This is a genomic window from Saccharopolyspora hirsuta (assembly GCF_008630535.1).
Lineage (GTDB): Bacteria > Actinomycetota > Actinomycetes > Mycobacteriales > Pseudonocardiaceae > Saccharopolyspora > Saccharopolyspora hirsuta.
This window is the reverse complement of sequence record NZ_VWPH01000001.1, coordinates 352,523-365,735: the sequence shown is the minus strand read 5'-3', so window position 1 is coordinate 365,735 and position 13,213 is coordinate 352,523. Positions and strand designations below refer to the sequence as shown.

General features: G+C 70.7%; 10 protein-coding genes. 7 read left to right on the top strand and 3 right to left on the bottom strand.

Annotation, left to right across the window (positions count from 1 at the left end; translation table 11 throughout):
* Window positions 1-4: 4 nt before the first annotated feature.
* Entirely contained in the window at window positions 5-2,305 is a 2,301-nt protein-coding gene (pucD, locus tag F1721_RS01650; RefSeq protein WP_150064688.1) for a xanthine dehydrogenase subunit D, read from the bottom strand.
* A gap of 74 nt (window positions 2,306-2,379) precedes the next feature.
* Here pucD and F1721_RS01645 point away from each other — a divergent pair, with 74 nt between their 5' ends.
* Window positions 2,380-3,084 (top strand): GntR family transcriptional regulator, encoded by a 705-nt coding sequence (locus F1721_RS01645; protein ID WP_150064687.1) that lies wholly within the window; start codon window positions 2,380-2,382, stop codon window positions 3,082-3,084.
* Between the two features lies 1 nt (window position 3,085).
* Here the strand turns inward: F1721_RS01645 and F1721_RS01640 are convergent, their stop codons facing one another.
* Entirely contained in the window at window positions 3,086-4,075 is a 990-nt protein-coding gene (locus tag F1721_RS01640; RefSeq protein WP_150064686.1) for an amidohydrolase family protein, read from the bottom strand.
* Window positions 4,076-4,409: 334 nt separating this feature from the next.
* On the opposite strand from F1721_RS01640, the gene F1721_RS01635 reads away from it, so the two are divergent.
* The 6 genes from F1721_RS01635 to F1721_RS01610 are packed head-to-tail and all read left to right on the top strand — an operon-like array spanning window position 4,410 to window position 11,387.
* A complete protein-coding gene (locus tag F1721_RS01635) occupies window positions 4,410-5,804 on the top strand; it encodes an amidohydrolase family protein (RefSeq protein ID WP_150064685.1) in 1,395 nt (464 codons plus the stop codon).
* 16 nt (window positions 5,805-5,820) lie between these two features.
* Window positions 5,821-7,140: a nucleobase:cation symporter-2 family protein gene (locus tag F1721_RS01630; RefSeq protein ID WP_150064684.1), complete on the top strand. Its 1,320-nt coding sequence runs from the start codon at window positions 5,821-5,823 to the stop codon at window positions 7,138-7,140.
* A 12-nt stretch (window positions 7,141-7,152) separates the two neighbouring features.
* The gene (locus tag F1721_RS01625) at window positions 7,153-8,472 is read left to right on the top strand and encodes a nucleobase:cation symporter-2 family protein (protein WP_150064683.1); all 1,320 of its coding nucleotides are present in this window, start codon (window positions 7,153-7,155) and stop codon (window positions 8,470-8,472) included.
* A complete protein-coding gene (locus F1721_RS01620; protein WP_150064682.1) occupies window positions 8,465-9,055 on the top strand; it encodes a UbiX family flavin prenyltransferase in 591 nt (196 codons plus the stop codon). Before F1721_RS01625 ends, F1721_RS01620 begins: the two co-directional genes overlap by 8 nt.
* A complete protein-coding gene (locus tag F1721_RS01615; protein WP_211840280.1) occupies window positions 9,052-10,422 on the top strand; it encodes a UbiD family decarboxylase in 1,371 nt (456 codons plus the stop codon). Before F1721_RS01620 ends, F1721_RS01615 begins: the two co-directional genes overlap by 4 nt.
* A complete protein-coding gene (locus F1721_RS01610; RefSeq protein WP_150064681.1) occupies window positions 10,419-11,387 on the top strand; it encodes a CobW family GTP-binding protein in 969 nt (322 codons plus the stop codon). Before F1721_RS01615 ends, F1721_RS01610 begins: the two co-directional genes overlap by 4 nt.
* Before the next feature lie 571 nt (window positions 11,388-11,958).
* Here the strand turns inward: F1721_RS01610 and F1721_RS01605 are convergent.
* Complete coding sequence (locus tag F1721_RS01605) at window positions 11,959-13,056, bottom strand: alpha/beta hydrolase (protein WP_150064680.1); 1,098 nt, start codon at window positions 13,054-13,056, stop codon at window positions 11,959-11,961.
* Window positions 13,057-13,213: the final 157 nt, after the last annotated feature.

Sequence of the window (13,213 nt, the reverse complement as noted above, 5' to 3'; positions counted from 1 at the left end):
CCGGTCAGCCGGAGGCCAGGGCGATGTCCTGCGGCCGGACCGGAACCCTGGCCAGGTCCAGCCCGGTCGCGGCGCGCAGGGCGTTGACGATCGCCGGGGTCGACGACAGCGTCGGCGGTTCGCCCACGCCGTTGAGGCCGTACGGCGAATCCGGGTGCGGGAACTCGTACAGCGAGATCGGCATGCTCGGCACGTCCAGGATGGTCGGGATCAGGTAGTCGGTGAACGACGGGTTCCGGACGTGGCCGTGCTCGTCCAGCAAGATCTCCTCCATCACCGCCAGACCGAGGCCCTGCGCGCTGCCGCCCTCGATCTGCCCGGCCACCGACAGCGGGTTCATCGCCTTGCCGACGTCCTGCGCGGTGGCCAGCTCGACCACCTTCACCAACCCGAGGTCCACGTCGACGTCGACCACCGCGCGGTGCGCCGCGAAGGCGTAGGCGATGTGCGCGTCGCCCTGGCCCGTCTCCGGGTCGATGGTCGAGGTCGGCCGGTGGTGGAACTCGAAAACCCGCTCCAGATCGCCGGATCCGACGAGCTCCGCGATCGGCACCAGCGCGGTCCCGGCGGGGTCGACGACGTGCTCGTCGCGCAGCGCCAGCGCCGCCACCGGGCGACCGGTGCGTTCGGCCGCGCGCCGCAGCAGCTCCCGCGCGACCAGGCGGCAGGCGCCCTGCACCGCGCCGCCGGACATCCACGTCAGCCGGGAGGCGGAAGCCGAACCCGCGTCCCCGATCGCGGTGTCCGCCGGTAGCACCACCACCCGTGACACGCCTAGCTCGGTGCTGGCGATCTGGCACTGCACCGTGGTGATGCCCTGGCCGCACTCGGCCGCCGCCGTGTGCACCGACACCACGGGCTCACCACCAGCCGCCGAGAGCACCACCCGGGCGGTGGAGATGTCGTCGACACCGCCGGAGTAGCCGATCGCCTTCACCCCGATCGCGTAGCCGACGCCGCGGCGGATCCCCTCGCCGCGCGACGTGTTCGCCAGCCCGCCCGGCAGCAGCTCCGAGCCGGGCGGCGGCAGGGGGCGGTCGCGCAGGTCCGCCAGCAGCTCGGCGACCGGTGCCGGGCCGTCCACCGCCTGGCCGGTGGGCAGCACCGTGCCGGTCGTCATCGCGTTGCGCAGCCGCAGCTCCAGCGGGTCCATGCCGAGCTCGCGGGCCAGCTTGTCCATGTTGGACTCGCAGCCGTAGGTGGACTGCACCGCGCCGAACCCGCGCATGGCGCCGCACGGCGGGTTGTTGCTGAACACCGCGAAACCGTCGATCTCCGCGCTGGGCACCTCGTAGGCACCGGCCACGAAGTAGCAGGCGTTGGCGATGACCACCGGCGAGGTGGAGGTGTACGCACCGCCGTCCATCAGCAGTTCCGCCTTGACGTGCACCAGCTTCCCGTCCCGCGTCGCGCCGTGCTCGAAGCGCATCCTGGCCGGGTGGCGGTGCACGTGCCCGAAGAACGACTCCTCCCGGCTGTAGACCATCTTCACCGGTTTGCCCAGCCGCAGCGCCAGCATGCACGCGTGGACGTGCACCGAGAGGTCCTCGCGACCGCCGAACGCGCCGCCCACCCCGGCCAGCGTCAGGCGCACCTTGTCGACGGGCAGCCCGAGGCACGGCGCGATCTGCTCCAGGTCCTTGTGCAGCCACTGCGAGGAGACGTGCAGCTCCACACCGCCGTCCTCGGTGGGCAGCGCCAACCCGGACTCCGGCCCCAGGAACGCCTGGTCCTGCATGCCCACCTCGTACTCACCGCTGACCACGACGTCGGCCCGCGCCCGGGCGGCCGCGACGTCGCCGTGGCGGATCTTGACGTGGCGGACCAGGTTCCCGCCCGGGTGCACGTGCCGGGTCGCCTCGTCCAAGGCACGCCCCGCGTCGGTCACCGGCTCCAGGAGCTCGTAGTCGACCTGCACCAGCGCGGCCGCCCGCTTCGCGGTCCGCGGGTCGTCCGCCGCCACCAGCGCCACCGGTTCGCCCTGGTAGCGGACCTCGTCGATGGCCAGCACCGGCTGGTCGGCCACCTTCATGCCGTAGGTCTTCGCGCCGGGCACGTCCTCGTGCGTGAGCACCGCGTGCACCCCGTCCAGCGCCAACGCCTTCCGCACGTCGATGGACCGGATGCGCGCGGCGGCGTGCGGGCTGCGCAGCGTGGTCCCCCACACCATGCCGGACACCCACAGGTCCGAGGAGTAGGCGAACTGACCGGTGACCTTCAGCGTCCCGTCCGGGCGTGGCGCACTGCGCCCCACCGCCCCGGCGCGCTCGGTGCTGATCGTGCGGTGGACGGACTCTTCACGCATGCCTGCTCCCTACGGACGGGCGAATTACATGTAATATCGCTGTCGATTCCCCCACCGACGAGTGAGGTCCCGCGATGTCCCCGGCACCCCGACACCTCGCCCCGCTGACCGGCGAAGGCCTGCTCGCCGACCGCACCTACGCCGCGCTCAAGGCCGCCGTCCTGGACGGCACCCTGCCGCCCGGCACCGGGCTGAGCGTGCCCGAGCTCGCCCGCCAGCTCGACGTGAGCCGGAGCCCGGTGCGCGAGGCGGTGCAGCGGCTGATCCACGACGGGCTGGCCACCCACGTGCCGCACCGCGGCGCCGAGGTCAGCCGGGTGGACATCGACGACCTGCGGCAGCTCTACGTGGTGCGCGAGCAGCTCGAAGGCCTGGCCGCGCGGCTGGCCACCGAGCACCTCGACGCCGACGGGCTGGCCCAGCTCCGCGAGATCCTCGACGAGCACGAGCGGGCGCTGGCCGCCGACGCCGACAACGCCGCGCACATCGAGCTGGACATGCGGTTCCACCGAGCGGTGCGGGAGTTCGCAGGCAACCCGCACCTGCTCGCCGCCCTGGAACCGATCGCCGGACGCTCCCACTTCGCGCTCCACTCGCTGTGGCGCAGCGACGACGCGCCGAGGCTGGCGCTCGACGAGCACCGGGCGGTGGTGGACGCGATGGCCAGCGGCGACCCCGAGATGGCCGAAGCCGCCGCCCGCCGCCACATCGCCCGGCTGCGCGTCCGCCTCGGCCAGGCCACCGCCCGCACCCCCGAACGCCACCGCCTCGGCCGCTGACTCAGCTCGCCGGGTCCAGCTCCTCGGCCCAGGAGTCCGGGGTGTAGCCCGCGTAGGCGTCGGCGTGCGAGTTCGTCGCCGAGGCCTGCGTGATCTCACCCCGCAGGTACGCCTCCGCCTCGGCCCGGTCCTTCGGCGGCGGGGTCGGCTGCAGGCCCAGCAGGTGGGCCATGTTGTTGCCGAGGTAGCCCTCCAGGTCGTCCTCGGACAGGCTCAGCCCCTGCGGCGGCTCGTGGCAGAGCACCTCCAGCTCGCGCGCCCACATGCCCGGTTCGTTGGGCGGCGAGTCGGTGCCGTAGACCATCTTGGTCTTCTTCATCTCCTTGGCGAACTCCACGATCCGCGACTGCAGCAACCAGCCGGACTCGCCGATCACGTTGTGCGAGTCCTGGATCATCCAGAACGCCTCGAAGCAGTACACGCCGCCGGTCTGCACCCCGAAGTGCCCCAGGATGAACGTGACCCCGGGGAACTCTCGGATGATCGGGTAGAACTGGGTGGGGATCGAGTACGGGCCGTCGCCGGTGTGGATCAGCACGACGATGCCCAGCTCGTCGCACACCCGCATCACCGGACGCAACCAGTCCAGCGCCCGGTCCGGGCGGTAGGCGTGCATGTTGGCGTGCAGCTTGAGCATCTTGTAGCCGAATTCCTTGACGTGGAACTCCAGCTCCTTGGCCCCGTTCTCCGGACCGAACCGCGGGTTGTAGATGAAGTTGCCGACGAACCGGTCCGGGTAGCGCTGCACCAGCGAGGTCACGTAGGCCTGGTACTCCCGGATGCCCTCGCGCCCACCGCGGTTGCCGTCCCGCCAGGCGGTGTTGCCCGGCGGCGGCATGATGCAGCTGATGTCGACCCGGCGCGGTTTGCCGTTGATCCACATCGGACCGTCCATCATCTTGAGGGTGCGCTCGCCGGTGAAGGGCTCACCGGTGTGCCGCCACGCCTCGTCTACCAGGTTCGTCGGGTGCACATGCGTGTCGATGATCAACGCCGATCTCTCCCATCGGTAGCACCCCGGCCGCGCATCACCGCACCTACGGGTCGCCGCGCTGGAACCGCGGCGCGATCGAGTGCAACACCGGCCGGAGCCCGCTGTCAACAAGTTGCATGTAATTTCGCGCATCTCTGCATTTCCAGCAGGTAAACGCGGGCTGGGCGAACCGGTTCAGCGCTGATTCGCGGTTGACAGGGCGGGCGCGGCGAGCTTTACATGTTATCCGCATCGCACTCGCCGGTGACCTCCCCGTCGTGGGCCTCCGTTCGGCGATCCGAATCCCTCCGCACCGAGTGGGCCGTCAACGGCCCTGGGAAGTGAGGCGTGCATGCCCGCCGTGCACGAGAAGCTCTGCGACCTGCTGCTCACCGACGCGACGGTGCTCACCGTCGACGACCGCCGCACCATCCACCGTCCCGGATCGGTCGCGATCACCGGCAACCGGATCGTCGCCGTCGGACCGAAGTCCGAAATGGTCGGCTGGCACGGGAGAACGGTCCTGGACTGCACCGGGAAGGCCGTGCTGCCCGGCCTCGTCGACGGGCACAACCACCTCTACCAAGCCCTGGCGCGGGGTTTGGGCGAGGGGATGTCCATCGTCCCGTGGTTGTGCGACTTCATGTGGCCGTACTCCATCGCCGTGGACGGCGCGGACGCGGTGGCGGCGGCACGCCTCGCCGCGGCCGAAGCACTGCGCCACGGGACGACGACCGTGGTGGACAACCACTACGCACCGACCGATCTGGACACCACGCTCGCGGTCGCCGACGTCGTCGAGCGAACCGGGCTGCGCGGGGCGGTCGCACGCGGAATCGTCGGGCCGCGCACCGAAATAGCCGCGAAGCGCGGACAACCCGATGCGCTGTTCCGGTACTCCGCCACCGACGAACTCGCCATCACCCGCGAAGCCGTGCAGCACCGCCCGCCGGGATCCCGGGTCGAGATCTGGCCCGCACCGCTGAACCTCACCTACGTGGACCAGGAGCTCGTCCGCCGCAGCGTCGAACTCGCGCGGGAGCTCGGCACCAGCTGGCACGCGCACTGCTGCGAAGGGCGCGGCGACCCGCGGAGCTACCTCGACACCTACCGGGCACGACCGGTGCAGTGGCTCGCCGAAACCGGCCTGCTCGACCAGCGCGCCACCCTCGCGCACGCGATCTGGCTCGACGACGCCGAAGTGGAGCAGATCGCCAGCTCCGGCGCGCGCGTCGTGCACAACCCGACGTCCAACGCCTACCTGGCGTCGGGCACGCTCGACCTGGCCGGACTGCGCGAACGCGGCGCGGTGGTCGGGCTGGGCACCGACGGACCGAGCTGCGGGCACCGGCAGGACCTGTTCGAGTGCATGAAGCAGTCCGTCCTCGCCCAACGATCGACCACCCTCGATCCGACGGCGATGCGCGCGCAGGACGCGCTCGACCTGGCCACCCGCGACGGCGCGCGCTGCGCCGGGATCGACGCCGGTGTGCTGGAACCCGGTCGGCTCGCCGACCTGATCGTCGTCGACCTCGACCGACCGCACCTGCAACCGCTGCACGACGTCGTGAGCACCCTCGTCTACGCCGCGCACGGCTCGGACGTCGTCGTCACCGTCGTCGACGGCGAGATCGTCCAGCGCGACGGCCGCTGCCTTCGCGTCGACGAGACCTCCGCCGCCGCGGAAGCCCGACAGCGGGCCGAACTCCTGCTGCACCGCGCCGGCATGACGCACCTGCTGCGCTGAGGCCCGAGGAGGAGCCATGCGATTACGTCCCAGACCTCGCAGCACCGCCCCACCAGATGCCGTCGACACCGTCCCGCCGCTGCGCCAGATGCTGCCGCTCGGCCTGCAGCACGTCCTGGTCGCCTACTCCGGCATGGCCACCGTGCCGCTGCTGATCGGCCTCGGGATCGGGCTGCCCACCGAGCAGATAGCGATGCTGGTGTCGGCGAACGTGCTCGTCAGCGGCGTCGCCACACTGCTCCAAGCGCTCGGCGTGCTCAACGTCGGGGCCCGGCTGCCGATCGTGATGGGCTCGACGTTCACCGGGATCACCCCGGCCATCCTGGTCGGCAAGGACGGCGGACTGCCCGCCGTGTTCGGCGCGACCATCGTCGCCGGACTGCTCACCTGGGTCGTCGCCCCGTGGTTCAGCCGGTTGATGCGGTTCTTCCCGCCCATCGTCACCGGCACCATCATCGCCATCATCGGCTTCTCGCTGCTGCCCTCCACCTCGAAGCTCATCGCCGGAACCGATCCCACCGCTGTCGACTTCGCCTCCCCCACCCGGCTGCTGATGGCGCTGGGCACGATCCTGCTGGTGGTGCTGCTGGAGGCCTTCGCCCCGGCCGCCGTTGCGCGCTTCGCGATCCTGATCGCGCTGGTCCTGGGCACGCTCGTGGCGCTGCCGCTCGGTCTGGCCGACTTCTCCGCAGTGGGCGAGGCGGCCTGGTTCGGCGCGGTGCAGCCGTTCGCGTTCGGGCTCCCCGAGTTCACCGTCGCCGCGATCCTGCCGATGATCATCATCCAGCTGGTGAACATGGTGGAGTCCACCGGGGACACCCTGGCGGTCGGGCAGATCGCCGGTCGCGACGTCGGCCGCGACGACCTGGCCCGAGCACTGCGGGCCGACGGGGTCGGGACCGCCTTCGCCGGGGTGTTCAACTCGTTCACCATCGTCACCTTCGGCGAGAACGTCGGCCTGGTGAGCATGACCCGCGTGCTCAGCCGCTTCGTGGTCGCCACCGCCGGAGCGCTGCTGGTCGTGATCGGCCTGCTGCCCAAGCTCGGCGCGGTCGTCGCCTCGCTGCCCGGCCCGGTGCTGGGCGGGGTCGGGGTGGTCATGTTCGGCACCGTCGGCGCGATCGGGGTCAAGATCATGGCGCAGGCCGATCTCGGGAATCCGCGCAACATCCTGATCGTGGCCATCTCCTTCGGCTTCGGCCTGCTCCCGGTGGGCGCCCCCGAGTTCTACGCGAACCTGCCCGGTGTCCTGCAGCCGGTGCTGTCCTCCGGGATCGCGGCCGGTGGCATCGCCGCCTTCCTGCTGAACCTGGTGCTCAACCGGCGGACTTCCTGAGAGGTGGGCGAGATGGTGCGCGAAAGCCCGTCCACATCGGACGTCGGGGTGGACGACCGACCACCGTGGGGGCACACGATCCTGCTGGGCCTGCAGCACGTGCTGGTGATGTACGCGGGTGTGGTCGTGGTGCCGATGGTCGTCGGCGCCGCCCTGGGCCTCGGCCAGGACGAGATCGCCACCCTGGTCTGCATCGACCTCGTGCTGGCCGGTGTCGGCACCGTCCTGCAGTCGTTGGGGCTGTGGAAGTTCGGCATCCGGATGCCGCTGGTGGTGGGCGCGGCGTCGAACGGGATCGTGCCGATGATCCTCATCGGCCAGACCGAAGGACTGCCCACCGTGTACGGCTCGCTGCTGGTCGGCGGAGTGCTGTGGGTGCTGCTGGCACCGTTCTTCGGGAGCCTGCTGCGGTTGTTCCCGGCCGTGGTGACCGGGACCGTGATCACGCTGATCGGCTTGACGCTGATCCCGGTCGGGCTGCGGCTGATCGCCGGGAAGGACCCGAGCGCCCCCGACTACGCCGCCCCCGGCAACCTGCTGATCGCCGGGTTCACCGTGCTGCTGGTCGTGGTGTTCTCCCGGTTCCTGCGCGGCCTGCTGGGACAGCTCTCGCTGCTGCTCGCGCTGGTGGTGGGCGCCGTCGTCGGGTGGACCGCCGGGATGGGCGAGCTGGCCGAGGTCGGCTCCGGCCCGGTGCTGGGCGTGCCCGAGCCGTTCCACTACGGGATGGTGCAGTTCGACGTCCCGTCCATCCTGCTGTTCCTCATCGTCGTGCTGGTGCTGACGGTGGAGGCCTCGGGGCAGGGGCTGGCCGTCGGGCAGGTGGTGGGCCGGGAGGTCGGGCCCACCGAGATCAGCCGCCTGCTGCGGGTGGACGGGCTGCTGACCGCGCTCAGCGGGGTCTTCAGCGGCTTCGCCTACACCACGTTCGGGCAGAACATCGGGCTGATCGCGCTGACCAAGGTCCGCAGCCGCTACCCGGTCGCGGTCGGCGGGGTGATTCTGGTGCTGCTCGGCGTGGTGCAGCCGATCGGCCGACTGGTGGCAGCGATCCCGCAGCCGGTGATCGGTGCGGTCGCGGTGGTCACCTTCGCCGCGCTGACCGTGTCCGGTATCGAGCTGCTGTCCCGTGTGGACTTCAGCCGGTCCGGGAACCTGGTGGTCGTGATGGTCGCGCTCGGCGTCGGCCTGGTGCCCACCGGCGCGCCGGACTTCTACCACCAGCTGCCGTTCGTCGCGCAGGTCTTCCTGGACAGCGGGGTGGCCACCGGGACCGTGCTGGCGGTGGTGCTCAACGCGCTGTTCCACCTGCGGAGGGAGCGAGATGCGTGACCGACTCGTGGTGGGCGTGACCGGGGCCAGCGCGCCGCACCTCGCCATCCACCTGCTGACCAGCCTGCGGCAGATCGACGCGGTCGAGACTCACCTCGTGATGTCCCGCGCCGCGCACCGCACCGTCGAGCTGGAGACCGGGCTCCGGCCTGCCGACGTGGCCGCGCTGGCCGACGTGTGCCACCAGCGCGGGGACATCGCCGACAGCATCGCCTCGGGCTCGTTCCGCACCGCGGGGATGGTGGTGGTGCCGTGCTCGATGAAGACCCTCGCCGGGATCGCGCACGGCTACAGCGACGACCTGCTGACCCGCGCCGCGGACGTGTGCCTGAAGGAGCGCCGACGCCTGGTGCTGGTCACCCGCGAAACGCCGCTGAGCCTGGTGCACCTGCGCAACATGACCGCGGTCACCGAGGCCGGGGCGGTGGTGCTGCCCCCGGTACCCGCCTTCTACCACCAGCCCGAGTCGGTCGACGACCTGCTGGCGCACCTCACCGGCAAGGTCCTGGACCAGTTCGGCATCGACCACGACCTCTTCCCGCGCTGGCAAGGCGCCCGACGAGAACCAGGAGCAGCCCGGTGACCCCCTCCCCGCGCCAGGACGCGCACGCCTTCTTCGCCGAGTACCGGCGCGCGCACCCGGAAGACGTCGTCGTGGTGGACGAGCCGGTGTCCGCCGTCGAAGGCGTTACCGGGCTGATCTACGAGCTCATCGCACGCGGCCGGGACGAGATGCTGGTGTGCGAGGACGTCGGCGGTGTTGCCGCACCGGTGGTGACCAACGTCTTCGCCTCCCGCAGGCGGATCGCCCGGTTCCTCGACGTCGGGCCGGAGCAGCTCCACGAGGCGTACCAGTCCCGCGCCGAGCGGATGATCGCGCCGCGCATCGTCGACTCCTCGCCCCTCGTCGAGGACGCCGAGGTGGACCTGACGTCGGTTCCGATGCTCCAGCACTTCGCATCCGACCGGGCGCCCTACATCACCAGCGGCATCGTGGTGGCCGAGGACCCCGATTCCGGGGTCGGGAACCTGAGCTACCACCGGTCGATGGTGCACTCCCCCACCGAGCTGGCGACGAGCCTGCACTCGCGCGGCGACCTGTGGCGGCTGCTGGCGAAGTACGCCGAGCGCGGGGAACCGATGCCGGTGGCGGTGGTGATCGGCGGCCACCCGCTGTTCATGCTGGCGGCGTCCGCGAGAGTCCCCGCGGAGGTGGACGAGCGCGCGGTGGCCGGGGGGCTGTTCGGCGAACCGCTCGACCTGGTGCGCACCCCCCGGCACGGGATCGGCGTCCCGGCGTGGGCCGAGTTCGTGCTGGAGGGCACCATCGACCCTCAGCACCACGCCGAGGAGGGCCCGTTCGGCGAGTTCTCGGGCTACTCCTCGCACCGCTCCACGAACAACGTGCTGCGGGTCGACGCGGTCCTGCGCCGCGAGGACGCACTGCTGGTGGACGTCGCGGGCGGGAACACCGTGGACCACCTGAACCTCGCGCGGGTGCCGCGGGAATCGGAGCTCGCGGAGAAGCTCAAGGCCCGCTTCGCCGATGTCACCGCCGTGCACTACCCGACCTCGGGCACCCACTTCCACTGCTACGTGGCGCTGCGCGAGTCCCGACCGGGCCAGGCCCGCCAGGTGCTGCTCGGCCTGCTCGGCTGGGACCCGTACGTGAAGACGGCGGTGGCGGTGGACGCCGACGTCGACATCACGTCCGACGCCGAAGTGCTGTGGGCGCTGGCCACGCACTTCCAACCGCACCGCGATCTGTTCGTGGTGGACGGACTTCCGGGATCACCGCTGGATCCGTCGTCGGACGCCGGCGGCACCACGTCCCGGATGGGGCTGGACGCGACCCGCGGCCCCGACTTCGCCGGAGACCGGATCGTGGTCTCGGCAACCGCACGCACCGACGCCCGCCGCCTGCTGGGCACCGATGGAGGACGACGATGAGCAAGATCCCCGTGACCGTGCTGACCGGTTTCCTCGGCGCTGGAAAGACGACGCTGGTCAACCACATCCTCACCGCCGAGCACGGGCACCGCATCGCGGTCGTCGAGAACGAGTTCGGCGAGATCCCGATCGACGACGCGCTCGTGCTGCGCTCCGACGAGGAGTTCTTCGAGATGTCCAACGGCTGCTGCATCTGCTGCACGGCCCGCACGGACCTGATCGACATCCTGCGGAAGCTGATCCAGCGCAAGGACCGGATCGACCGGGTGCTGATCGAGACGACCGGCCTGGCCGACCCCAACCCGGTCGCGCAGACCTTCTACGCCGACGAGGAGATCAGCGAGCACTTCGCGCTGGACGCCATCGTGACGCTGGTCGACTCCAAGCACATCGGCCAGCACCTGGACGGCGCCGGGGTGGGTCACCAGGCCGTGGACCAGATCGCCTTCGCCGACCGGCTGGTGCTCAACAAGATCGACCTCGTCGGCGAAGCCGAGCTCGCCGACCTCCGCGAACGCCTTCGCGGGATCAACGCCACCGCCGAGATCCTCACCTCGAACTACTCGAAGGTCGACCTCGCCGACATCCTCGGCGTCGGCGCCTTCAACCGGATCGTGCACCCGGCTTGGCTCGACGAGCAGGAGCACTTCCACGACCCCGCCGTCAACTCCGTCGGGATCGAGCTGGACAGCGCGGTCGACGGGGACCTCGACGAGACCGCGCTGCGGGAGTGGCTCGGTCGGCTCACCGCCGAGCACGGCGACGATCTCTACCGGCTCAAAGGCGTTCTCGCCGTTCGGGAAGATGCTCGGCGGTTCGTCCTGCAGGGCATCCACCGGATCTTCGAACTCCGCCCCGCCGAGCCTTGGGGGCGTGATTCCCGGGGCAGCAAGGTCGTCTTCATCGGCCGTGACCTCGACCGCGCTTCTCTGGTCGCCGGGTTGCGCACCTGCGCACGTGCTTGAGGTTTCCGCTCGACACCACCTGAGAGCGCTTTCCGTATTCCGCTGTTGAGTTTTCAAGGTACGCAGGGTTGTTCGTGGCAGCGCTGTGGAGCGCGGGGACCGGATGGCAGCCTGGCCGTCGGCAGGCGCGTCCGGTCCCGACCCCGGGCGTGGCTCGGTGTCACGGGGACGGACCGGTGTGCGACAACGACGGGTGGATCACCCCGGGGGACGGGAGGTGGAGCGGCCCGGGCCGGTGATGGCGCCGCAGCGGGTTGTTCGGTGACACCGGCATGTTCCTCTCGGGGACGAGTTGGGGTCGTTGGTTCACCATCGGATGGAGGTGCGCTGCCTGGGTGAGCTCCCGGTCGTGGTCGTGCTCGATTGCGGATTGCCGAGTGCGTTCGGTGGTCATGGGCTGGCTCACTTTCCTGTTGGCTCGTCGGGAGTTGCGCCATCCATTCTTCCAACGGTCGAACACGATTTCGAGCAAATAACTGTCGCACGATCCGGTGATCAACATTCGCGCAAGACGCGAAAACTCTTACACGACGCCACTTCTCCGTGCCGCGACCCCGGACCCGCGGTCAACTCACCGCGAAGCCCCCAGCCCGATCCGCTCGGCGATCCAGGGAAGCGCGGCCGCGAACCCGGCCCGCCAGACGTCGAACGTGTGCTCCCCACCCGGAACGACGACGGCCGACGTCTCCACCCCGGCCCGCCGCGCCAGGTCGGTGAGCTGCGACTGGGCGGCCAGCGGCTCCGGATCGTCGGACCCCACGGCGAAGAACCCGTGCACCCCCGGGTACCGACGGTGCCCGAGGAGCCACGCCGGTTCGTGCTCGTCGAAGTCCGCCCGGGAATCCGCGAACAGGGTCGCGACCGTGGTGCCCGGGTCGTTGGTGTCGCCGTCCCGGGGCCCCAGGAGGCCGCCGAAGTCGGCGAACGTCGCGAAGAGGTCCGGGTGGCGGAGGGCGAGCACGACCGCGCAGGTGCCCCCTTCGCTCAGGCCCGCCACCGCCCAGGGCTCGCCGGGATCTCGGGTCAGGAAGTGGGTTCGGACGTAGTCCGGGACGTCCTCGGTCAGGTAGGTCTCCGCGTTGCCGCGGGGGCTGTCGACGCATTCCGTGTCGTCGAAGACCGCTCCGTTGACGTCCGGCATCACCACGATCGGCGCCGTTCCGCCGTGGGCCGCCGCCCAGGCGTCCACCGTGCGCTGGGCTTCCCCGCCGTCCAGCCAGTCCTGCGGGCTGCCCGGGGTTCCGTGCAGGAGGAAGATCACCGGGAGCCTGGGGCGGGGGCTGGTGAACCACGCCGGGGGCAGGTACACCTCGGCCGGGCGGGCCTGGAAGCCCGAGCTGCGGGCCGGGATCTGGACTTCGACCACCGCGCCCGCGGAGCGCGGAACGGCCTTCCCGTCGAGCATCGCCAGCGAGCCCTCCTCCTCGCCCACCGTGCCCAGGGCCTGCGAAACCGTGAGGTAGTACCCGAAGTACGCATTCACCCCGAGCAGCACGTTGACGACGAGGAGGAGCGCGGCGAGCGGCGCCAACGCGTAGCGCACCGCCCGGTCCCGACGGCGGCGCAGCAGCAGGGCGACCGCCAGCAACGTCGCCAGCAGCAGCGCGGCGCGGACCGGCCACCAGTCGACGAGGGAGAGGTCGGCCACGTGCTCGGCGATCGACCGCATTCCCGGCAACCTCCCCGAAAACCGACCCCGACCGAAGTGGACGACACCGAGCGTACCGGGATCCGGCACGCGGGCGCGGATTCGCCGCACTCGCGCAGAAATCGGAACAACCGCACATGTGGCGTGAAATCCACGCCGTGGAACGGCTTTTCGAATC

What these genes read in the sequence shown, in the direction of transcription:
- pucD (WP_150064688.1), bottom strand. Translation starts at nt 2,305, where the DNA reads ATGCGTGAAGAGTCCGTCCACCGCACGATCAGCACCGAGCGCGCCGGG.
- F1721_RS01645 (WP_150064687.1), top strand. Translation starts at nt 2,380, where the DNA reads ATGTCCCCGGCACCCCGACACCTCGCCCCGCTGACCGGCGAAGGCCTG.
- F1721_RS01635 (WP_150064685.1), top strand. Translation starts at nt 4,410, where the DNA reads ATGCCCGCCGTGCACGAGAAGCTCTGCGACCTGCTGCTCACCGACGCG.
- F1721_RS01630 (WP_150064684.1), top strand. Translation starts at nt 5,821, where the DNA reads ATGCGATTACGTCCCAGACCTCGCAGCACCGCCCCACCAGATGCCGTC.
- F1721_RS01625 (WP_150064683.1), top strand. Translation starts at nt 7,153, where the DNA reads ATGGTGCGCGAAAGCCCGTCCACATCGGACGTCGGGGTGGACGACCGA.
- F1721_RS01620 (WP_150064682.1), top strand. Translation starts at nt 8,465, where the DNA reads ATGCGTGACCGACTCGTGGTGGGCGTGACCGGGGCCAGCGCGCCGCAC.
- F1721_RS01610 (WP_150064681.1), top strand. Translation starts at nt 10,419, where the DNA reads ATGAGCAAGATCCCCGTGACCGTGCTGACCGGTTTCCTCGGCGCTGGA.
- F1721_RS01605 (WP_150064680.1), bottom strand. Translation starts at nt 13,056, where the DNA reads ATGCGGTCGATCGCCGAGCACGTGGCCGACCTCTCCCTCGTCGACTGG.